Annotated in this window: 20 protein-coding genes; 11 read left to right on the top strand and 9 right to left on the bottom strand. The window is 64.4% G+C overall.

Going from position 1 to position 21,303, the window contains the following annotated elements; all coding sequences use genetic code 11:
• The first annotated feature begins 1 nt into the window (after nucleotide 1).
• From LB524_RS09040 to LB524_RS09020, 5 genes are all read left to right on the top strand, one after another.
• A complete protein-coding gene (locus LB524_RS09040) occupies nucleotides 2-724 on the top strand; it encodes a nucleotidyltransferase family protein (RefSeq protein ID WP_224525385.1) in 723 nt (240 codons plus the stop codon).
• Nucleotides 721-3,855 (top strand): double-strand break repair protein AddB, encoded by a 3,135-nt coding sequence (gene addB / locus LB524_RS09035; protein WP_224525382.1) that lies wholly within the window; start codon nucleotides 721-723, stop codon nucleotides 3,853-3,855. Before LB524_RS09040 ends, addB begins: the two co-directional genes overlap by 4 nt.
• Nucleotides 3,852-7,358: a double-strand break repair helicase AddA gene (gene addA, locus LB524_RS09030; RefSeq protein WP_224525370.1), complete on the top strand. Its 3,507-nt coding sequence runs from the start codon at nucleotides 3,852-3,854 to the stop codon at nucleotides 7,356-7,358. Before addB ends, addA begins: the two co-directional genes overlap by 4 nt.
• A gap of 74 nt (nucleotides 7,359-7,432) precedes the next feature.
• Nucleotides 7,433-7,756, top strand: coding sequence for a thioredoxin (gene trxA / locus LB524_RS09025; RefSeq protein ID WP_015314366.1), 324 nt, complete (start codon nucleotides 7,433-7,435; stop codon nucleotides 7,754-7,756).
• Between the two features lie 132 nt (nucleotides 7,757-7,888).
• The gene (locus tag LB524_RS09020; protein ID WP_015314367.1) at nucleotides 7,889-8,170 is read left to right on the top strand and encodes a cupin domain-containing protein; all 282 of its coding nucleotides are present in this window, start codon (nucleotides 7,889-7,891) and stop codon (nucleotides 8,168-8,170) included.
• Between the two features lie 192 nt (nucleotides 8,171-8,362).
• Here the strand turns inward: LB524_RS09020 and LB524_RS09015 are convergent, their stop codons facing one another.
• The 5 genes from LB524_RS09015 to LB524_RS08995 form a co-directional block, all read right to left on the bottom strand.
• Complete coding sequence (locus tag LB524_RS09015) at nucleotides 8,363-9,688, bottom strand: bifunctional folylpolyglutamate synthase/dihydrofolate synthase (RefSeq protein WP_224525368.1); 1,326 nt, start codon at nucleotides 9,686-9,688, stop codon at nucleotides 8,363-8,365.
• Between the two features lie 181 nt (nucleotides 9,689-9,869).
• The gene (gene accD / locus LB524_RS09010) at nucleotides 9,870-10,796 is read right to left on the bottom strand and encodes an acetyl-CoA carboxylase, carboxyltransferase subunit beta (RefSeq protein WP_015314369.1); all 927 of its coding nucleotides are present in this window, start codon (nucleotides 10,794-10,796) and stop codon (nucleotides 9,870-9,872) included.
• Nucleotides 10,797-10,844: 48 nt separating this feature from the next.
• Nucleotides 10,845-11,684, bottom strand: a complete 840-nt coding sequence (trpA, locus tag LB524_RS09005) for a tryptophan synthase subunit alpha (protein ID WP_140660114.1) — start codon at nucleotides 11,682-11,684, stop codon at nucleotides 10,845-10,847.
• A gap of 61 nt (nucleotides 11,685-11,745) precedes the next feature.
• Complete coding sequence (trpB, locus tag LB524_RS09000; protein WP_015314371.1) at nucleotides 11,746-12,996, bottom strand: tryptophan synthase subunit beta; 1,251 nt, start codon at nucleotides 12,994-12,996, stop codon at nucleotides 11,746-11,748.
• Between the two features lie 90 nt (nucleotides 12,997-13,086).
• On the bottom strand, nucleotides 13,087-13,746 hold the full coding sequence (locus LB524_RS08995) for a phosphoribosylanthranilate isomerase (protein WP_224525366.1): 660 nt from the start codon (nucleotides 13,744-13,746) through the stop codon (nucleotides 13,087-13,089).
• Between the two features lie 113 nt (nucleotides 13,747-13,859).
• On the opposite strand from LB524_RS08995, the gene LB524_RS08990 reads away from it, so the two are divergent.
• Nucleotides 13,860-14,078 (top strand): hypothetical protein, encoded by a 219-nt coding sequence (locus LB524_RS08990; RefSeq protein ID WP_041163587.1) that lies wholly within the window; start codon nucleotides 13,860-13,862, stop codon nucleotides 14,076-14,078.
• A 6-nt stretch (nucleotides 14,079-14,084) separates the two neighbouring features.
• Here the strand turns inward: LB524_RS08990 and LB524_RS08985 are convergent, their stop codons facing one another.
• The 4 genes from LB524_RS08985 to LB524_RS08970 form a co-directional block, all read right to left on the bottom strand.
• Complete coding sequence (locus LB524_RS08985) at nucleotides 14,085-14,843, bottom strand: M48 family metallopeptidase (protein ID WP_015314374.1); 759 nt, start codon at nucleotides 14,841-14,843, stop codon at nucleotides 14,085-14,087.
• 99 nt (nucleotides 14,844-14,942) lie between these two features.
• A complete protein-coding gene (locus LB524_RS08980; protein ID WP_127873324.1) occupies nucleotides 14,943-15,425 on the bottom strand; it encodes a DUF2852 domain-containing protein in 483 nt (160 codons plus the stop codon).
• 117 nt (nucleotides 15,426-15,542) lie between these two features.
• Nucleotides 15,543-16,685, bottom strand: a complete 1,143-nt coding sequence (locus tag LB524_RS08975) for a benzoate/H(+) symporter BenE family transporter (protein WP_224525476.1) — start codon at nucleotides 16,683-16,685, stop codon at nucleotides 15,543-15,545.
• Between the two features lie 2 nt (nucleotides 16,686-16,687).
• Nucleotides 16,688-17,473, bottom strand: coding sequence for an alpha/beta hydrolase (locus LB524_RS08970; protein ID WP_140719148.1), 786 nt, complete (start codon nucleotides 17,471-17,473; stop codon nucleotides 16,688-16,690).
• A 222-nt stretch (nucleotides 17,474-17,695) separates the two neighbouring features.
• Here LB524_RS08970 and infC point away from each other — a divergent pair, with 222 nt between their 5' ends.
• The 5 genes from infC to pheS all read left to right on the top strand — a co-directional run bounded on the left by infC (nucleotide 17,696) and on the right by pheS (nucleotide 21,270).
• The gene (gene infC / locus LB524_RS08965; protein WP_023772325.1) at nucleotides 17,696-18,232 is read left to right on the top strand and encodes a translation initiation factor IF-3; all 537 of its coding nucleotides are present in this window, start codon (nucleotides 17,696-17,698) and stop codon (nucleotides 18,230-18,232) included.
• A gap of 159 nt (nucleotides 18,233-18,391) precedes the next feature.
• Nucleotides 18,392-19,039 carry a methyltransferase family protein gene (locus tag LB524_RS08960; protein ID WP_140660118.1) on the top strand — a complete coding sequence of 216 codons (648 nt, stop codon included), beginning with the start codon at nucleotides 18,392-18,394 and terminating at the stop codon, nucleotides 19,037-19,039.
• Nucleotides 19,040-19,224: 185 nt separating this feature from the next.
• Nucleotides 19,225-19,428, top strand: a complete 204-nt coding sequence (rpmI, locus tag LB524_RS08955; protein WP_006201248.1) for a 50S ribosomal protein L35 — start codon at nucleotides 19,225-19,227, stop codon at nucleotides 19,426-19,428.
• 88 nt (nucleotides 19,429-19,516) lie between these two features.
• Entirely contained in the window at nucleotides 19,517-19,918 is a 402-nt protein-coding gene (gene rplT / locus LB524_RS08950) for a 50S ribosomal protein L20 (RefSeq protein ID WP_006201247.1), read from the top strand.
• A 299-nt stretch (nucleotides 19,919-20,217) separates the two neighbouring features.
• Nucleotides 20,218-21,270: a phenylalanine--tRNA ligase subunit alpha gene (gene pheS / locus LB524_RS08945; protein ID WP_224525363.1), complete on the top strand. Its 1,053-nt coding sequence runs from the start codon at nucleotides 20,218-20,220 to the stop codon at nucleotides 21,268-21,270.
• Nucleotides 21,271-21,303: the final 33 nt, after the last annotated feature.

Raw genomic sequence — 21,303 nt, 5'->3', positions numbered from 1 at the left:
AATGAAACCGGACACCGCCATCGTCCTTGCCGCCGGGCTCGGCAAGCGCATGAGGCCGATCACCGACGCTATCCCCAAGCCGCTGGTCCGCATCGCCGGCAAGACGCTGCTCGACTGGGGCCTCGACAGCCTGGCGGCGGCCGGCGTCGGCAAGGCGGTGGTCAATGTCCATTACCTTCCCGAACAGATCGTCGCTCATGTGGCCGCCCGCCGCGCGCCGCGCGTCGTCATTTCCGATGAGAGCGGCCGGCTGCTCGATTCCGCCGGCGGCATCGTCAAGGCGCTGCCGGAGCTCGGCCAGGAGCCGTTCTACATCCTCAACGCCGATACGTTCTGGATCGACCACGGCCCGCTCAATCTCGGGCGGCTTGCCCTTGCATGGGACGCCGCGAAAATGGATATTCTGCTGATGCTGGCGGATCTCCATCAGGCGACAGGGCACTGTGGCAGCACCGATTTCCTGGTGGAGCCGGATGGTGCCCTGCGGCGTTCGAAAGGCGATCCCGCTGGCCTGATCTATGCCGGCGCCGCGATCATCCATCCGCGCCTGTTCAAAAACGCACCCGCCGAACCGCATTCGCTCAATGCCTATTTCGACAAGGCGATTGCCGGCGGCCGCCTGTTCGGCATGCCGATGCATGGCCACTGGATAACCGTCGGCACGCCCGATGCCATTCCGCTCGCCGAAGACGCAGTGGCCGGCGCACTCATCGGATCGCAATGAGCGGCTCAAGCCGCGTTTTCTCCATTCCCTCCGGAGCGCCGTTTCTGCCGACGCTGGCCGAGGCGCTGCTTGACGGCCGCCTTATCCCCGGCTTTCGGTTCGACGGTGACCCCCTCGCTTTGGCCGATGTTACCATCTATGTGCCGACGCGCCGGGCCGCACGTGCCTTGCGCGGCGGCTTCGTCGACAGTCTGAAGGCGCGTGGCGGCGGCGGTTCGGCGATCCTGCCGGTGATCCGGCCGCTCGGCGAATTCGACGAGGATGAGGCCGCATTCGAGGCCGATCCAACGGCGGCAATCGATCTCGCGCCCCCGATCGCCGCCACCGAGCGACTGTTGCTGCTGACGCCGCTGGTGCGGGCGTGGAAACGCCGGTTGCCCGCCCATGTCGCGGCCCTCTTCGCCGAGGAGATCGTCGTCCCAGCCTCCACCGCCGACGCGATCTGGCTGGCGCGCGATCTGGCCGGGCTGATGGACGAGATCGAGACGGAAGGCACCGACTGGGCCAAACTTGCCGGCCTAGTCAGTGGCAACCTTGCCGGATGGTGGCAGGTCACGCTCGAATTCCTCGGCATCGTCACCGATGCCTGGCCGAAATTCCTCGCAGAGAGCGACCGCTCCAACCCAGCCGCGCATCGCAGCGCCCTGATCCGTGCCGAGGCGGCGCGGCTACGGCGCAATCCACCCGCCGGGCCGGTCATAGCCGCGGGGTCCACCGGCTCCATACCCGCCACGGCGGAACTGCTTGCGACCATCGCCGGCCTGTCCGGCGGTGCCATCGTGCTGCCCGGCCTGGACCAGATGCTCGACGAAGCCTCCTTCCAGGCTCTCGTCGCTCCCGGCGCGCGTCCAGCCGTGCTGGGCCATCCGCAATACGGCCTGGCAAAGCTGATCGGCAAGATCGGCGTGCTGCGCGGCGATGTCGAGGAGATCGGTGCGGCCGAGCCGAAGCTCGCGCGCCGCGCCGCCCTTGTCGGCGAGGCGCTGCGGCCGGCCGAGACCACGGAATTGTGGGCGGAAACACGAAACGGGTTTTCAGCGTCCGATATCGCCGGCGCTTTCGCCGACGTGACGCTGCTGGAGGCGGCAAGCGAGCGCGACGAAGCCGTCGCGATCGCCGTCGCGCTCAAGCAGGCAGTGGAAGAACCCGGCCAAAGGGCCGCTCTCGTGACCGGCGACCGCGCGCTGGCACGCCGCGTCTCGGTCGAGCTCAAGCGCTTCGGTGTCGTTGCCGACGATTCCGGCGGCACGCCGCTGTCCAACACGCCGGCGGCCAGCCTGCTCAGGCTGGCGCTCGAAGCGGTGTTCCGGCCGGGCGATCCGGTCGGCCTGCTGTCGCTGCTCAAGCATCCCCTGCTTGGCCTGGGTCTGGAACGGGTCACCGTGCGCCACGCGGCGGAATTGGTCGAACTGGTGACGCTGCGCGGCGGCACCGGCCGCCCCGACATCGCTTCGCTGCCGGATCTTTTCGAGGCCCGCCTCACCGGGCTAGGCGACGGCAGCCGGCCGCCGTTCTGGTTTGCCCGCCTGACCGTGCGCTCCATTGAGGTTGCGCGGACCCTTCTCGCACGCCTGGCTGACGCGCTGGCGCCGCTTTCGGCCTTTCGCGGCCAGGCGGAGGCCGGCCTTGCCGAGCTGGTCGAAGCCAGCGTCGTTGCCCTGGAAAATCTCGGCCGTTCCGCCGACGGTGGTCTTGGCGAACTCTACGCCGGCGATGCCGGCGAAAAACTCGCCGAACTGCTGCGCGGGCTGGTCGCGGCTTCGGCGCCGCTGTCGTTCGCGGCAATCGAATGGCCCGATGTGATGGAGGCGCTGATCGCGCCCGAGACCGTCAAGCCAGCGCAAGGCACCGACAGGAACATCGCCATCTGGGGCGCCCTGGAGGCGCGGCTGCAGGATGTCGACACGCTGGTCATCGGCGGGCTCAACGAAGGGGTCTGGCCGCGCAAGCCGGAGAGCGACCGCTTCATGTCGCGGCTGATGAAGACCGGCATCGACCTAGAACCGCCGGAGCGGCGCATCGGGCTTGCCGCGCATGATTTCCAGATGGCCATGGGCGCGAGACATGTGGTGCTGGCCCGCTCGGCGCGTGCCGGCGACGCGCCCGCCGTGCCGTCGCGCTGGTTGCAGCGGCTGCTCACCTTCATCGGCAACGATCAGGCGGCGGCACTGCGCCGGCGCGGCGATGAGCTGCTTGCCTGGGCGCGCGCGCTCGACACGGGACCGAAGCGGGATTTCGCGCCACGGCCGCAGCCGAAGCCGCCGCTCTCGGTCCGCCCGACGCATTTCTCCGTCACCGAGATCGAGACGCTGCGCCGCGACCCCTACGCTGTATATGCCCGGAGGATCCTTGGCCTGACGCCGCTCGATCCGCTCGTCCGCGATCCGGGTGCGGCGGAGCGCGGCACGCTGTTTCACGCCATCCTGCATCTCTTTTCGTCCGAGGTGGCCGACCCGCGCGCGCCGGACGCACTGGCCGGGCTCATCGCCGCCGGCCGCGCCTGTTTTGCCGAGGCGACGCTTCCCGCCGATGTCGAGGCGGTGTGGTGGCCGCGGTTCGAAAAGCTCGCCACCAACATCATCGAATGGGAGCGAACGCGCGCCGACGCGGTGGTCCAGCGGCATGCCGAGGAGCGCGCCGGCAAGACTGTCGTCGGACAGTCCGGCGTAACGCTGTCTGGCTATGCCGACCGTGTCGACCTGCTGGCCGGCGGCATGGCGGACATTCTGGACTACAAGACGGGTTCCTCGCCTTCCAAGGCACAGGCCCATACGCTATTGGCGCCGCAACTGGCGTTGGAAGGGGCGCTGCTCAGGCGTGGCGCATTCAAGGATTTGGGCACGCGCGAACCGTCGCAACTGGCCTTCATCAGGTTGAAGCCGAATGGCGAGGTGTTCGAGGAGTCCATACTCGAACACCACCGCCAACCACGCACCGCCGCCGATCTTGCCGAAGAGGCCTGGGCGCGGCTGGAAAAACTGCTGATCCATTATGCCGACCCGGCGACCGGCTATCTGTCGCGCGCGCTGCCGTTTCGCGAAGGCGAAACCGATGGCGATTACGACCACCTCGCCCGCGTGCTCGAATGGTCCGCCGGCGGCGACGCCGGGGATGAGGGAGGGGAGGCATGAAGAAAGCCTATCCGATCCCGAGCGATACGGCTTCGAGCCAAGCGCGGGCCGCCGATCCCGGCAATTCGGCCTGGGTGTCGGCCAATGCGGGATCGGGCAAGACGCACGTGCTGGCCCAGCGCGTCATCCGGCTGCTGCTCAACGGCACCGATCCCTCGAAGATATTGTGCCTGACCTATACGCGCGCCGCGGCCGCCAACATGTCGAACCGGGTTTTCTCCACGCTGTCGGAATGGACATCGCTGGGTGATCTGGAGCTGGCCGCCAGAATAGAGGAGCTGGAAGGGCGCCGGACCGATCGCGACACCATGCGCCGTGCCCGTCGCCTGTTCGCCGAGGCGCTGGAGACGCCTGGCGGGTTGAAAATCCAGACCATTCACGCCTTCTGCGAATCCGTTCTGCATCAGTTCCCCCTGGAAGCCAACATCCCCGCCCATTTCGAAATGCTCGACAGCCAGATGGAGGCCGCGCTTTTTGCCGCTGCGCGCCGCGAGATGATCTCCGCCGCCGGCGACAGGACTTTGGCGGAGGCCTTCGCCACTATCCTGGAACGCGGCGGTGAAGCCGGTCTCGACGCCTTGCTTGGCGAGATCGTGCGCAAGCGTGACGGGTTGCGTCATTTCCTCGATGCTGTCGGGCGTGACGGCTTCCAGCCGCTGTTCGATGAATTCCATTTCCAGCCCGGCCAGACCGCCGGAGGCATAGCGGCATCTGTATCGCCGCTGCCTGGTTTCCTGCCGGACTATTTTGCCGGCTTTGCCCAGGTAGCCGAAGCCACCGACGCCAGGTCGGTGTTGAACAACATCCTGCCCTATGCGCGCCTGGCCTTCGCCGAGAGCGACCCTCTCCGCCGGCTGCAGTTGCTTGCAAGAGCCTTCCTCAAGACCGACGGCGATCCTTATGATCCGGCAAAGGCGTTCAAAAAGGCGCTCACCGACCGGCTGCCTGAGCTGGCCGAGCGCTATGTGTCGGCCGCCAGCGCCATCATGGAGACTGTCGACCGGCTGGCGCTATTCCGGATGCTGGAGGGCACACGCGCGGCCCTGACCATCGCCGACTGGCTGATCGCACGCTACGAAGTGCTGAAGCGCGGCCGCGGCTTTCTCGATTTCAACGACCTGATCACCCGCACGGTGAACCTTTTGGCGCGGCCCGATGCCGGCCCATGGGTGCAATACAAGCTCGACCAGGGCATAGATCACATCCTGCTCGACGAGGCGCAGGACACCAGCCCGGATCAATGGGAGGTGGTGAAGCGGCTGGCGGAAGAATTCTTTGCCGGCTTCGGCGCCCGCGAGCGGGTCCACCGCACGGTCTTTGCCGTCGGCGACGAGAAGCAGTCGATCTACTCCTTCCAGGGTGCGGCACCCGACTCCTTCGCCGACAGCCGGTTGTTGTTCGCCGGGCGTGTGCGCGATGCCGAAGCGTCCTTCGCCGACCTCAAGCTGACCTGGTCGTTCCGCTCCACTGACGATGTGCTGGCCGCCGTCGACCGGGTCTTTGCCGACCCCATCGTGCGGCGCGGCATCAGCCACGATCCCGATCCGCTGAACCACAAGGCGATCCGCACCGATGCGCCAGGCTATGTCGAGGTCTGGCCGTCGATCGGCGCCGAGGCCGTCGACGAGCCCGACGACTGGGCGCAAGCGATCGATCATGCCCATGCGCCGGCGGTACGCGTCGCCGAGAATGTCGCGGCCACCATTGCCGGCTGGATCGGCAAGGGGGAAATCATCGAGGGGCGTGGCAAGCGGCTGCGGCCGGGCGACGTGCTGGTGCTGGTGCGCAAGCGCGACAGCTTCGTCCACGCGCTGACCCGCGCGCTCAAGCGCCGCGACATCCCGGTTGCCGGCGCCGACCGGCTGAGCCTGTCGGGCCATATTGCCGTCAAGGACCTGATCGCGCTCGGCCACCTTTTGATCCAGCCGCAGGACGATTTGTCGCTCGCCGCTCTGCTGCGCAGTCCGGTCTTCGACCTGCCGGAAGAGACACTGTTCACGCTCGCCGCGCAACGGCCGTCCGGCGTGTCGCTGGCGGCATCGCTACGCCAGCATGCCGGCGGAAGCGAAACGCTCGCGGCGGTGGTCGCGCAACTCGACGGCTGGGCTGACGAGGCCGCCTTCAAGCCGGTGTTCGAATTCTATGCCGCCCTGCTGGCGCGCGATGGCGTACGCCGCAAGATGATCGCGCGGCTCGGGCCGGAAGCCGGCGATATTCTCGATGAGTTCCTGAGCTTCTGCCTTGCCGAAGAGCGGACTGGCCTGCCCGGGCTGGAAGCCTTCCTGTCGACACTGGAAAACGCCGGCCCCGAGATCAAGCGCGAGATGGATCAGACCCGTGACGAGGTCCGGGTCATGACCGTGCACGCGGCCAAGGGCCTTGAGGCGCCCGTGGTGTTCCTGGTCGACGGCGGTTCCGCCCCGTTCAGCGACCAGCATTTACCGCGCCTGATGCCTTTCGACGGCTCTGGCCGACATTGGGACGGCAGGGGCTATCTCTGGCGTTCGGCCAGCGACGTCGCCAACGGCTTCTCGAAGACGGCCGCCGCTCGCGCCCGCGAACTCGCCGACGACGAGTACCGCCGGCTGCTCTATGTCGGCATGACGCGCGCCGAGGACCGGCTTATCGTCTGCGGCTATCACGGCAAGCGGGCGCCGAACGCCGGCACATGGCATTCGATCGTCAGCCGCGCGCTGAGCGGCGCGCCCGAAAGCGAACAGCGTCCGCATCCTGCCGGCGGGGAGCCTGTCTACCGTTTCCACATCACCAAACTGCCGCCGGTTGCGCCAAGTCCGGGCGAACAGGCACGGCAGGCCGATGCTTTCGGACCCTTGCCGACGACCCTGTTCAGGCCCTTGCCGCCTTTCGAGGACCTGCCGCGTCCCCTGTCGCCGTCGGGCGCCTCGGCGCTGATCGAGGAAGGCAAGGAAGCGGTGGTCGACAAGGCGTCGCCGGTGCTGGACGCCGCTGCCGAGCCAGGTTTTGCCGTGCTGCGCGGGCTCGCACTGCACAAACTGCTGCAGATGCTGCCCGGCATCGCCGAGGACGCACGGGTGGACGCTGCGAAGCGTTATCTCTCCCGAACGGGTGCGGCGTGGTCCGAGGACGAGCGTGAAAAGGCCCTGGCATCGGTCATCGCCATCCTTGCCGACCCTGGCCTCGGTCAGCTGTTCGCGCCCTCCTCGCGCGCCGAGGTCGCGATCATGGGCAGCCTGGAGGTCAAGGGCAAAATCCGCTCCATTTCGGGCAAGATCGATCGGCTGGCGGTGACCCCGAATGCGGTCTCGATCGTCGACTACAAGACCAACCGGCCCGCACCCGCCTCCCTGGCGGAAGTCCCGCCGGCCTATCTGCTTCAGCTCGCGCTCTATCGCGCCCTGCTGCAGCCGCTTTATCCCGGGCGGGAGGTCAAGGCAGCCCTGCTGTTCACCGAAGCGCCAAGGCTGATCGAACTGCCGTCCCGGGCCATGGACGACGCCCTTGCCCGACTCACGGGAGCGTGACACAAGAACTGCTTGAAGAAGGGCGCGACAACCACCACATTTGGTGGGACGAAAAATTTCGAAAGGATTTCAGCATGACCACCGTCAAGGTCGACAAGAACAATTTCCAGGCTGACGTGCTTAATGCCCAGGTACCGGTTGTGGTTGATTTCTGGGCGGAATGGTGTGGCCCTTGCAAGATGATCGCACCGGCGCTTGAGGACATCGCCACCGAGCTCGGCGCCAAGGTCAAGATCGCCAAGCTGAATATCGACGAGAATCCCGAGCTTGCCGCCCAGTTTGGCGTGCGCTCGATCCCGACGCTGATGATCTTCAAGGGCGGCGAAGTGGCCGACATCAAGGTTGGCGCCGCGCCCAAGACCGCGCTGTCGCACTGGGTCAACGGCAATCTCGCCTGATGCCATCTGAATTCGAAGCATTGAGCCCGGCCATCGCGCCGGGCTTTTTGTTGGCGTCATCGGTGCGCCGCTCTGGCCCTCACATCGGGCCACTCCATGTCCTCTGTTGGCAGCAGAAGCAGGGAGAGAGAAATGACCGGATCCGCCAAGGCCACCGTCTTCATCGACAACGAACGCGTCATCGTCACCGAGTACCGCTTCCAGCCGGGCGACAACACCGGCTGGCATCGCCACGGCCACGACTATGTCGTGGTGCCACTGATGGACGGCAAGCTGAAGCTGGTGACCAAGGACGGCGAAACCTTCGCCGAGATGAAGAAAGGCGCGCCGTATTTCCGCAAGGAGGGAGTGGAACACGACGTCGTCAGCGCCAATGAGGGCGAGTACGCTTTTATCGAGATTGAGCTGAAGTAAGCGGCAATCCTGACGTTGACCGAAGCCTCCTTAACTTCGTCATACCAGGGCGAAGCAGGAGCGAAGCTCCGTCGCGAAGACCTTGGTATCCGTGCCGTGACGGCCCTCGACGAATGCAGCTGAAGGAAATTCCGCACCGCTGCTTCGCTTCGCTCCTCGCTACGCCCTGGGATAACGAGGCGATGGACGGCCTCAGGTTGGGGGCGTGCCGTTCTCGGCGAGAACCGCGCCGGCCAGGTAAAGTGACCCGCCGATCAGGATGCGCGGCGTGGGGCCGTCCCAGGTGTCGCGCAGCAGCATCAGGGCGCTGGCGACGGAGCTTACCGGCTCGGCCGTCAGCCCGGCTTCCGTGGCACGGATCGCCAGTTCGTCATTCGGCACACCGGCATCGCTCATGCTCACGGGCACGGTGTAGACATGCCGGACGAGGCCCTTGAAGGCGCGGAAATAGCCGGCCTGGTCCTTGGTGTTGATCATGCCCGAAATGAGGAAGAGCGGACGCGGGTTCTTTTCTTCCTGCTCGGCCAGCGCTTCGGCGACGACGACGCCAGCGCCGGGATTATGGCCGCCGTCGAGCCAGATGTCGGCGCCCTTCGGCGCCAGTTCTGCCAGCCGGCCCTGCGCCAGCTTCTGCATGCGGCCCGGCCAGGCGACGTTGGTCATTGCCTTCTCGGCGGCGCGGTGGCTGATCTCGAAGCCGGCCGCCTTGACCGCGGCGATCGCAGCAGCCGCATTGGCGAACTGGTGGCGACCGGGCAGCCGCGGCGGCGGCAGATCCATCAACCCATCATCGTCCTGGTAGACCATGCGGCCGTTTTCCTCGAAGGCGAGAAAATCCTGCCCGTAGACCAGGGTCGGGCATTCCAACCGCTCGGCGGCGTCGATCAGCACCTGCAGCGCCGTCTCGCTTTCCTGCGCGCCGATGACCACCGGGCAGCCACGCTTCATGATCCCGGCCTTTTCGGCGGCGATCAGTTCGACGCGATCGCCGAGATAGGCCTCATGGTCCATCGACACCGGCATGATCACCGACACGGCCGGCCGCGCGACGACATTGGTGGCGTCGAAACGGCCGCCAAGACCGACCTCGATGATCGCGACATCGGCCGGATGTTCCGAAAACAGGATGAAGGTGACGGCGGTGAGAATTTCGAAGACGGTGATCTTCTGGCCTGCATTGGCCTTGGCAACGCGGGCAATGGCCTCCGCGAAGATATCGTCGTCGACCAGCCTGCCGCCGCCTTCGGCGGCCAGCCTGTAGCGCTCGTGCCAGCTGACCAGATGTGGCGAGGTGTGGACATGGACGAGCCGGCCGGAGGCTTCCAGCAGCGCCCGCGAGAAGGCGGCGCAGGAACCCTTGCCGTTGGTGCCAGCGATGTGGATGACCGGCGGCAGCAGGTCCTGCGGATTGCCCAACCGTTCCAACAGCCGCGTGATGCGGTCGAGCGAAAGGTCGAAGCCCTTCGGGTGAAGCGCCATCAGGGCTTCGATTTCGCGGTCCGCGGCAAGCGTCGTCATGGCAAATCCCGTGCATGGCCTGGAGCCAGAAGCGCTCCCGCAAAGACCATGGCTATCGAAAGGCTACAGCGCGCAACGGATGCCGCGCAATCGCTGTTCGCGGCGGCCAATGTCGCGTCAGGCCAGTCTCACGTCAGGCCAGTCTCACGTCAGGCCAGTCTCGCGTCATGTCGATGTAGCGTCAAGCTTGCGGCCGGACTTCGGCGGCAACCACGGCCGGCGGCAAGATTTCTGGTTCCAGAGGCTTCTGCTCTTCCGGCATCTTGAGCAGCATCTTCAACAGGCGGGCGATGGTCTCGCGCAGCTCCAGCCGCGACACCACCATGTCGACCATGCCATGCTCCATCAGATATTCGGAGCGCTGGAAGCCGTCCGGCAACTTCTCGCGGATGGTCTGTTCGATGACACGCGGCCCGGCAAAACCGATCAGCGCGCCGGGCTCGGCGATGTGCACGTCGCCCAGCATGGCATAGGAGGCGGTGACGCCGCCGGTGGTCGGGTTGGTCAGCACGACGATGTAGGGCAGGCCGGCTTCCTTCAGCCTATCGACACCAACCGTGGTGCGCGGCAATTGCATGAGGGACAAAATACCTTCCTGCATGCGCGCGCCGCCGGAGGCGGCGAACAGGATCAACGGCCGCTTGCGCTGCAAGGCGACCTCGAAGCCATGCACGATGGCATCACCCGCAGCCATGCCGAGCGAACCGCCCATGAAAGCGAAATCCTGCACCGTCACCACCACCGGCAAGCCCTCGACGGTCCCCAGCGCATTGATGATGGCGTCTTCCAGGCCGGTCTTGGCCTTGGCGTCCTTCAGCCGGTCGACATAGCGTTTCTCGTCGCGGAACTTCAGCGGATCCTGCATGACCTTGGGATTGTCCAGGGTCTCGTACTTGCCGTCATCGAAGAAGAATTTCAGCCGCTCCTTGGCCGAGATCTTCATGTGATGGCCGGAAGACGGGATGACGAACTGGTTGGATTCCAGGTCCTTGTGGAACACCATCTCGCCAGTCTCGGGATCCTTGATCCAGAGATTCTCGGGCATGTCGGTGCGCCGGCCGAGCATCGAATTGATCTTCGGGCGAACGTAATTGGTGATCCAGTTCATCGCTTCGGCTCCTGTCCTGACGAAGAGTTGGGTAAAGACGTAGGGAAACTATTCGGCGGCAGCAAGGCGGGCCGAACGCACGCCTTGCGCAAGGCCGCTGACCAGCGTGGCGACTGCCTCCGCCGGATCGGCGGTCTTTTCACCGTTCGGCCCCAGCACGTTCGCGACCGCGTTGACGATCGCCGTGCCGACGACCACGCCGTCGGCGTTGGCCCCGATCACGCGCGCCTGTTCGGCGGTCTTGACGCCGAACCCGACGCAGACCGGCAGGTTGGTGTGACCCTTGATGCGCTGGACCGCTGTGGCGACCTTGCCGGTGTCGGCAAGCGCCGAGCCGGTGATGCCGGTCATGGACACGTAGTAGACGAAGCCGGATGTGTTCTGCAGCACCTTGGGCAGGCGCTTGTCGTCGGTGGTCGGCGTCGCCAGCCGGATGAAATTGATGCCAGCCTTCAGCGCCGGGATGCAGAGTTCCTCATCCATCTCCGGCGGCAGGTCGACGACGATCAGCCCGTCGATGCCGCTGGCGATCGCGTCCTTCAGGAAACGGTCGACGCCGTAGATGTAGATCGGATTGTAGTAGCCCATCAGCACGATCGGCGTTTCATCGTCGCCGGCGCGGAAGTCCGACGCCATCTTCAGCGTCTTGACCAGCGTCTGGCCGCCTTTGAGCGCCCTGAGGCCCGCCGCCTGGATCGCCGGGCCGTCGGCCATCGGGTCGGAAAACGGCATGCCGAGCTCGATGACGTCGGAGCCGGCGCCGGGCAGCGCCTTCATGATCGACAGCGAGGTTGCATAGTCGGGGTCGCCACCCATGAAATAGGTGACGAGGGCCGGGCGGCCTTCGGCCTTCAGCTTCGTCATGCGGCGGTCGATGCGGGTTGTCATGTCAGGCCCTTTGGACGAATTTTGCTCATAATCAACTCCCAGGTCGAACGGTCCAAAGGGCCTAGATCTCCATGCCCAGCATCGAGGCCACCGTGTGGACGTCCTTGTCGCCACGGCCGGACAGGTTGACGATGACGATCTGGTCCTTGTCCATGGCGGGCACGATCTTGACCGCATGGGCGATGGCGTGCGCGGATTCCAGCGCCGGGATGATGCCTTCGACGCGGGTCGTCAGCTTGAAGGCCTCGAGCGCCTCGTCGTCAAGGATCGGCACATAGTCGACACGGCCGGAGTCGCGCAGCCAGGAATGCTCCGGGCCGACGCCAGGATAATCGAGGCCGGCCGAGATCGAATGGCCGTCCATGATCTGGCCGTCGGCATTCTGCAGGAGATAGGTGCGGTTGCCGTGCAGCACACCGGGGGAGCCGGCATTCATCGAGGCGCAATGCTCAATGCCATCGAGGCCACGCCCGCCGGCTTCGATGCCGATGATACGAACTTCCTTGTCATCGAGGAAGGGATGGAACATGCCGATGGCGTTGGACCCGCCGCCGACGGCGGCGATGATGGTGTCGGGCAGCCGCCCCTCCTGTTCGAGGATCTGCGCGCGCGCCTCGGTTCCGATCACCGACTGGAAATCGCGCACCAATTCCGGATAGGGGTGCGGGCCAGCCGCGGTGCCGATCAAATAATAGGTGTCCTCGACATTGGTCACCCAATCACGAAGGGCTTCGTTCATGGCGTCCTTCAGCGTGCCGTGGCCGGCGGTGACGGGCCGCACTTCGGCGCCGAGCAGCTTCATGCGGAAGACGTTGGGGCTCTGCCGGGCAACGTCGGTCGCGCCCATATAGACGACGCAGGGAAAACCGAAGCGGGCCGCGACGGTCGCCGACGCCACGCCATGCTGGCCAGCACCGGTCTCCGCGATGATGCGCTTCTTGCCCATCCGCTTGGCCAACAGGATCTGGCCCAGGCAGTTGTTGATCTTGTGCGAACCGGTATGGTTCAAATCCTCGCGCTTGAAATAAACTTTCGCGCCGCCCCCGAGACCCTTCGCCGAGGAAACCTCACGAAGATGCCTGGTCAGGCCCTCGGCGAAGTAGAGCTTCGACGGCCGTCCGGCATAGTGGGTCGAAAGACCGGTCAATTCGGCCCTGAAATCCGGATCGTTCTTGACCTCGTTCCAGTTTTTCTCCAGGTCGAGGATCAGCGGCATCAGCGTTTCGGCAACGAAACGACCGCCGAAAATGCCGAACATGCCCTGTTCGTCGGGTCCGGTGCGGAAGGAATTGGGTGTCGCCGGCTTGTTCATCGCCGATCTCCTGGATCTGTACTTTGAGCATGTCCTGTCGGAAAACCGGTTCCCACTTTTCCGGGACATGCTCAGGGTTCGAAATTTTGTTCAGGCAGCGCGGTCGTCCCGCGCGGCCCTGACGGCCCGGAAAAACTGTTCGATCAGCGCCGGATCCTTGACGCCCGAGGCGCTTTCCACGCCTGACGAAATGTCGATCGCGGGCGGATTGGCAAGCCTAAGGGCATCGCCGATGTTGGCGGCGTTGAGCCCACCGGAAAGCATGTAATCGATCCCGGCGTCAAGGCCGGCGAGAATGCGCCAGTCGAAGGCGACGCCATTGCCGCCCGGCAGCTCCGAGCCCTTTGGCGGCTTGGCGTCGAACAGGAACCGGTCGGCGATGCCGACAAACGGCTTTATCCGTTCGAGATCGGCGGCCTCGCTGAGCGGCAACGCCTTCATCACCGGCAGCCCATGGCGGGCTTTCAGTTCAGCCACTCGCTCGGGGGTTTCGGAGCCGTGCAGTTGCAGCATGTCGGGCTGCAGCTTTTCGACGATTTCGTCGAAGAAGGCGTCTCTGGCATCGACGGTGACGGCAATCGCCAAGGCCTTGCCACGAGCCGCTTCGCGCAGACGGCCGGCTTCGGCCGGCTCAACATAACGCGGGCTTTTTGGAAAGAAAATGAACCCGACATGGCTGGCGCCGCCGGCCAGGGCCGCGGCCATTGCCTGGTCGGTCTTCAAGCCGCAGATCTTGATGTCGAGCGCCATGGCGCGGGAATTGGCACGAAAAGCGCCAAGAGTCGAGAAAAAGCATGCTGTTTGCCGGCAGGGCCAAAGGCGCTACCTATGGATTGGACAGCATGCAAGGCGGGAGCACAGCCATGGCCGACCAGACCGTTGCCGAACTGAAGCAGAAGATCGCGCAGGCGCGCGAGGTCATAGCGCACCTCATGGACAGGGCCGCCTTCAATGGCGCCGAGGCGCATCGAGCGCTGGATTATTTCGGCGGCGAAGCTTTCGACCGGAACTTTCTACCCTGGCCGCACCATGGCGACGAAGGCTTGCGGCCGGATGAGCTCAATGCGGCGAATGATGATTGAGGCGCCCTACTCGAACACAATCGCCTGCAGGGCGCCGCCATTGCGCTTCAGCCAATCCTTGCAGCGATCGGTGTCGGGGCAGAGCTTTTCGCACAATTTCCAGAATTTCGGCCCGTGGTTCATCTCCTTGAGATGCGCCACCTCATGCGCGACGAGGTAGTTTATGACAGGCTGCGGCGCCATCATGATGCGCCAGGAAAAGGACAGATTGCCTTCCGAAGTGCAGGAGCCCCAGCGGCTGGAGGTGTCCTTGTAGCGGATCGCCTTGGCGCGCTTGCCAAGCGCCTCCGTATGCTTGACGACCAGCTTCTCGATTTCCTTCTTGGCCTCGCGCTTCAAAAAATCGGCGATGCGGCGCGGCAGATGGATGCGGTCGCCATGCACGATCAGCAGCGGGCCACGGTCATCGCGCGATATGGTGACAGTGCCGCGCTTTGACGGCTCATGCACGATACGGTGGGCCACGCCGCGCACCGGAATCTTTATGCCCGGACGCACCTGCGGCCGCGTCGGCACCTTGGCCAGCCGCTGTTCCAGCCAGTCCTGGTGGCGGTCGAGGAACCTGTCCACTTCACCGCGGCGCAGGCCCGGCGGCACGGTTATGCGCAGGCCCTGTCCGCCGGAATCGATGCGCAGCGTCAGACGCTTTGCCCTGGCGCTCTCGACGATCTTGAGCGGCAGCGTGCGGCCGGCGACGCAATATTCCCGCTCCACCACAGGCGTGGGTTTGGGCTTCGTCAGATTGCGGAAGAACCCGATGGTCATGGCGGGACGATACGCGATTCGAGGAGAACGAATAGAACAAAAAAGAAACGGCGCCGCTCGCGCGACGCCGTCATCATACCTTGGCCCTGTCGCCGGGCTTCAGTCGTCGAGCAGGTTCGAGCCTTTGCCACGCTTGGTGGGGGTCGTTCCGGTGCTCGGATCGGTCTTGGCCGGCGCGGTCGACTTGTTGCGGTTGGCCATGAACCGGTCGAACTCGTCCTGATCCTTGGCGCGGCGCAATTCGCGGGCATACTCGTCGAACTGCGTCAGCATCTCGTCGAGCTTGCGGCGCTCTTCGTTCAGACGCTCAAGCTCCTTTTCGCGCCAGTCGTCGAATGCGACGTTGCCGGTGCGGGCGGAGCCGTTGCCCCAGCGCGCGGCCTTGTCGGAGCCACGGCGGCAGCCGGCGAAGATGCCGTCGGTCGCGCGGTTGACGTCACGCTTGAAGCCCTCGAGCCGGTCGCCCCAGATGATGTAGGCGAGCATGGCGAAGCCGAGCGGCCAGAACACCATGAAACCGATCACCATCAACGCGATGGTCGCCGGCGTCCAGGCCGGGCGGATCAATGCAGATGTGTTCATTTTCTCCCATTCCTTCGGTTGGAGACAGCCAGAACCGGCTGCGTGGAATCGAAATGGGAAGGCGAAAACGGCGATTCAAGACAATGTCCGCCAAAACCGAACAAGGGCCTGAAATGATTATCGCTTTTTGAGCATATCGAGGAAAAGCACGACCAACCCGGCGATCAGGCCCCAGAATGCGGCGCCGACACCGAACAGCGTCAGCCCGGAGGCGGTCACGACGAAGGTGACGGTTGCGGCCATGCGCTCGCCCTCGTCCTTCAGCGCGATCGCCAGCGCGTTGGCGAGCGACCCCATCAGCGCAAGTCCCGCCACCAGCACGATCAGGCTCTGCGGCAGGACGGCGAAGATCGCCACCAGCGAAGCGCCGAAAATTGCGAAGACGAGATAGGCAAGCGCGTAGAACGGCCCGGTCTTCCAGCGCTCGGCGGGATCGGGATGGACGTCAGGGCCGGTGCAGATGGCCGCCGAGATCGCGGCCAGATTGGTGGTTCCGGCACCGAATGGTGCCGACAGGAGCGAAAACAGGCCGGTGACGCCGATCAGCGGGCCAGGTTCAGGGTGGTAGCCGGCCGCCCGCAGTACCGCCAGCCCCGACAGGTTCTGCGAAGCCATGGTGACGAGGTAGAGCGGCAGCGCCAGGCCGATGATCGCCTTGGCGGTGAAATGGGGAGCGATAAACGTCAGTGTCGACAGTTCGGGCGCGGGCAGGCCGCCGACACGGCCCGTAAGGAAGGCGGCAAGGCCACCGCCAACCAGCACCGCCAGCACCGACAGCGCCGGATTGAACAGCCGGATGACGAAGAATGCCGTGATCAGCGGCAGGATGAGCCAAGGGTCCGCCGGGATGGCCTTCATGGCATTGATGGCGAAGGTGACGACGATGCCGGCCAGCATGCCGGAGGCGACCGAAGCCGGTATTCTCGATATCAGCCGGGTCAGCGGCCCAAACAGGCCGGTAGCGACCAGCAGCACGCCCGTGACGATATAGGCGCCGACGGCCTCGCCCATCGAGAAGCCGCTCGAGGCGGCGACCAGTGCAAGGCCTGGCGTCGACCAGGCGGTGATGACAGGCATTTTCGTGCGCCATGACAGCCACAGGCACTCGACGGTCATGGCCAGGCAGATCGCCGTCACACCGCTTGCCGTCTCGACCTGCGTCGCGCCGACCGCCTTGGCGGCGGCAATGACGATGGCCAGCGTGCCGCCGAAACCGACGATGGCCGCGACGAAGGCGGAGATCGGGATGGACAGGCGCATCGTCACTGGCCTCGCCTGGCCATATCGCCGACCGCCCGCACCAGCATGTCGAGATCCTGCGGCCGCGACAGGCGGTGGTCGCCGTCAGGGATCAGCGACAGCGTGACATCGTCGGCCGGCAGCAGGCTGACCAGCCTCAAGGCATGGCTCGACGGCACGTCGGCGTCGGCCAGTCCCTGCAGGATGTGAACCGGGCAATGCGTGTCGATCGGCCCGGTCATCACCCGGTTATCGCGCCCATCCTCGATCAGGGCGCGGGTGTAGACGTAAGGCTCGGGGGAATAATCCGAGGGTTCCGCGAAGAAGCCCTTTTCGGCGAGATCGCGCTTCTGTGGCTTGGTCAGCACCGGCTCGATCAGGTCGCTGGTAAAATCCGGCGCCGGGGCCAGCAGCACCAGGCCGACGACGTTTGCGTCGCCCGCCTTGCGCAATTCCTGCACCATGCGCAGCGCGATCCAGGCGCCCATCGACGAACCGACCAGGATCTGATCGCCTTTGGCGAAATGCCGGAAGACGGCAAGGCTTTGCGCAAGCCATTTCGAGATCGTGCCGTCGGCGAAGGCGCCACCGGATTCGCCATGGCCGGAATAGTCGTGCCGCAGGAAGGCCCGGCCTTCCCGTGCCGCCCAGTCCGACAGCGTCTCGGCCTTCGTGCCCAGCATGTCCGACTTGTAGCCGCCGAGCCAGACGATGCCGGGCGTCGAGCCGGCTGAATGGCGCACCGCGATATCAGATCCGTCGACATCCAGAAAAGTTGGAGCCAGAGAGGATGGGGGCGTGGCGATCATGGTTTTTTCCTCAGGCCCGTCTTTTGGCACGCGGTCCTTGTGGCACAGCCGGAGGCGTGGCGAAAAGTACTCGCGCTGTTTCTTTGTTTGGTGCAGGCCAGCGATCAGGGTGATTTTCTGTCAATGCTGTGCTATTGACTCCGCCCGCGCGCTCACCACATTGGCGCGTCCACGTATCAAGACCGACAAATCCCGAACGAAACGGCCAAGGAGACCACGACCATTCGCAGACCTTTCAAAGCAGCGGCGCCGACCAAGGATGGGCCGCGCTCCAATCGTGACATCCGGGTTCCCCGGGTCCAGCTTATCGACGCCGACGGCCAGAATCGCGGCGATATTTCCATCAACGACGCATTGCTGCTCGCCGAAGAGGCCGGGCTCGATCTCGTCGAAATATCGCCCAACGCGGTCCCCCCCGTCGTAAAAATCCTCGATCTCGGCAAGTTGAAATACGCCAACCAGAAGAAGGCGGCCGAGGCGCGCAAGAACCAGAAGGTCATCGAGATCAAGGAGATCAAGATGCGCCCGAACATCGACAGCCATGACTACGAAACCAAGATGAAGGCGGTGCGCCGCTTCTTCGAGGAAGGCGACAAGGTCAAGCTGACGCTGCGCTTCCGCGGCCGCGAGATGGCGCATATGGAACTCGGCATGCAGCTTCTGAACAAGGTGCGCGAGGAGGTGGCGACCATCGCCAAGGTAGAAGCCGAGCCGAAGCTCGAAGGCCGCCAGATGATGATGGTGCTGGCGCCGCGCTAAGGCGGAACGCACTTGGATCACGATGACGTCAGGCCCGGACATTGCGCTCTAAATCCGCCTGAATTGTGCTACAGGGCGTCCCGGCGATCGGCGGGACGCCTTATTTCTTAGCTCAAAGCTGCGATCGCCGGCAAAGCTCTTCGACGATCGGATTCCCGCATGGCCAACGACAAGGTTTCGGACGTCAAGGACGTCAAACACGGGCTGGGCAACTACCAGCAGATGCGCCGGCTGGTGCTTGCCGTGCTCGTGGTGGTGCTGTTTCTGGCGCTGCTGTTCGGCCAGTCGACCTTCCCGCCGGACACGCCGGTGCACGAAACGATCGAGATGTTCGGCGTGCTCTTGATTTTCCTCGGCATCGTCGGGCGCCTCTGGGCGACGCTCTATATAGGCGGGCGCAAATCCTCCGAGGTGGTGACCGGCGGCCCCTATTCGATCACCCGCAACCCGCTCTACGTGTTCTCGACCGTGGCCGCCGCCGGCGTCGGCGCGCAGATCGGCTCGTTCTCCGGCATCATCCTTTTCGCGGTTCTGTGCGCCGGTGCCTTCCATATCGTCATCCTGCGCGAGGAGAAGTTCCTCAAGGAGGCGCTCGGTGCACCCTATGCCGACTATCTGGCACGCGTGCCGCGCTTCTTCCCCAAGCTTTCGCTCTACCAGGAAGGCGACACCGGCAGCTTCAGGCCGAGCCTGCTTTTGACCACACTGCTCGACGGGCTGGTGTTCCTGATCGCGCTGCCGGCTTTCGAACTGATCGACGGCGCGCAGTTGTCGGGCATGCTGCCGGTCTGGTTTAGGCTGCCCTGACCGGGGACAGTGCGTCGCACGGTGCTGAGGGTGTTGCGCCCGCGCCATCTTTGATCTATAGCACCGCCGTTCCAAGAAAACCGCCCGGCAGGGCATGCCGTGGCGGTTTCATTTGCTTTTCGGGCTTTGGTCGGCCCGGAGCGAACAAGAAGCGCGATCGTGCGCCAACAATACGGAGTAGCAAAATGCCCAAGATGAAGACCAAATCGGCCGCCAAGAAGCGGTTCAAGATCACAGGTACGGGTAAAGTCCTGTCGGCTGCGGCCGGCAAGCGTCACGGCATGATCAAGCGTTCCAACAAGTTCATTCGAAATGCCCGCGGCACGATGGTTCTGGCTGAACCGGATGGCAAGAAGGTCATCAAGAATTTTCTGCCGAACGGCCTCTAAGGCATTCGGTCCGGACACGCATCAGTTTTACGCAATTTCGAACGGAACGCCGCCAGGCACCTGGGATTGCTTTTAAGGAGATCATGACATGGCACGCGTAAAGAGAGGCGTCACCTCGCACGCCAAGCACAAGAAGGTTCTGAAAGCCGCGAAAGGCTTCTACGGCCGCCGCAAGAACACCATCCGCATCGCCAAGCAGGCGGTGGAAAAGTCGCTGCAGTACGCTTACCGCGACCGCAAGAACCGCAAGCGCTCGTTCCGCGCGCTGTGGATCCAGCGCATCAACGCCGCGACGCACGAGCATGGCCTGACCTATGGCCGCTTCATCGACGGTTTGAACAAGGCCGGCATCGAGATCGATCGCAAGATCCTGTCCGACATGGCCATCCACGAGCCGCAGGCTTTCGCCGCCCTGGTGGCCAAGGCCAAGGTTGCTCTTGAGTACCTCAAGAACACCACTCCGAATGCTTTTGAAAGCGCTGTCGCCTAGAGCATGATGCCAAAAAGTTTCTGACTTTTTGGACAACATCATGCTCCAGGGAAATTAGCGGGGAGCGCGATCTTTTCCGAAAAGTCTGCAACTTTTCGGGATCGGGCTCCGAGCCCAGCGCTTCCCAGGCATTCGAAATTCTGATTTGGGAACCCGCGCTGGCACGGCTGGCGCGGGTTCTTTTGTCTCTGCCTGAAATTTCACTTTTAAAGTGACTTTCACTTAAGCCGACTTCCAACGCAGCGAGTTTGATCGTGAACGACGCAACCATTGGCCTTGATGCACTCGAAAATACCCTGATGGCTGACATCGCCTCGGCCGCCGACGAGACGTCGATCGAGGCGGTGCGCGTTTCGGCGCTTGGCAAGAAGGGCTCAATCTCGGAAATGCTGAAGACGCTTGGCGCGATGAGCGCCGAGGACCGGCAGGTGAAGGGCCCGGCCATCAACGGCCTCAAGAACCGTGTCACCGAGGCGCTGACGGCCCGCAAGGCTGAACTGAGGGATGTGGCGATCGCCGCCCGTCTGGCGGCTGAGAAGGTCGACGTGACGCTGCCGGTGCGACAGTCGCCGGCCGAGCGCGGCCGCATCCATCCGATCAGCCAGGTCATCGACGAAATCGCCGCGATCTTCGGCGATCTCGGCTTCGCCATCGCCGAAGGTCCCGATATCGAGACCGACTACTATAATTTCACCGCGCTGAATTTTCCGGAGGGCCACCCGGCACGCGAGATGCACGACACCTTCTTCTTCCAGCCGGACGAGAAGGGCGAGCGCAAGCTTTTGCGCACTCATACCTCGCCGGTGCAGATCCGCACCATGGAGAAGCAAAAGCCGCCGATCCGCATTGTCATTCCGGGCAAGACCTATCGCCAGGATTCCGACGCCACCCACTCGCCGATGTTCCATCAGGTCGAAGGGCTGGTGATCGATAAATCGGCCAACGTCGCCAACATGAAGTGGGTGCTGGAAGAGTTCTGCAAGGCCTTCTTCGAGGTGCCGCAGGTCAAGATGCGCTTTCGCCCGTCCTTCTTCCCGTTCACCGAGCCGAGCCTCGAGGTCGATATCCAGTGCGACCGCTCCAGGCCCGGCGAAGTGCGCTTCGGCGAAGGCTCCGACTGGATGGAGATCCTGGGCTGCGGCATGGTGCACCCCAATGTGCTCAGGGCCGGCGGGCTCGATCCCGACGAGTACCAGGGCTTTGCCTGGGGCATGGGCATCGACCGCATCGCCATGCTGAAATACGGCATGCCCGACCTGCGCGCCTTCTTCGACGCGGATGTGCGCTGGCTGTCGCATTACGGCTTCCGGCCGCTCGACATGCCGACGTTGTTCGGAGGCTTGAGCGCGTGACGGCCCTGAAGACTCCTGCTGCCAGCTACCACG

It is taken from the genome of Mesorhizobium sp. ESP6-5 (assembly GCF_020164695.1).
Lineage (GTDB): Bacteria > Pseudomonadota > Alphaproteobacteria > Rhizobiales > Rhizobiaceae > Mesorhizobium > Mesorhizobium australicum.
Note: the sequence above shows the minus strand (reverse complement) of the source record. Positions and strands in the feature narration are given on the sequence as shown.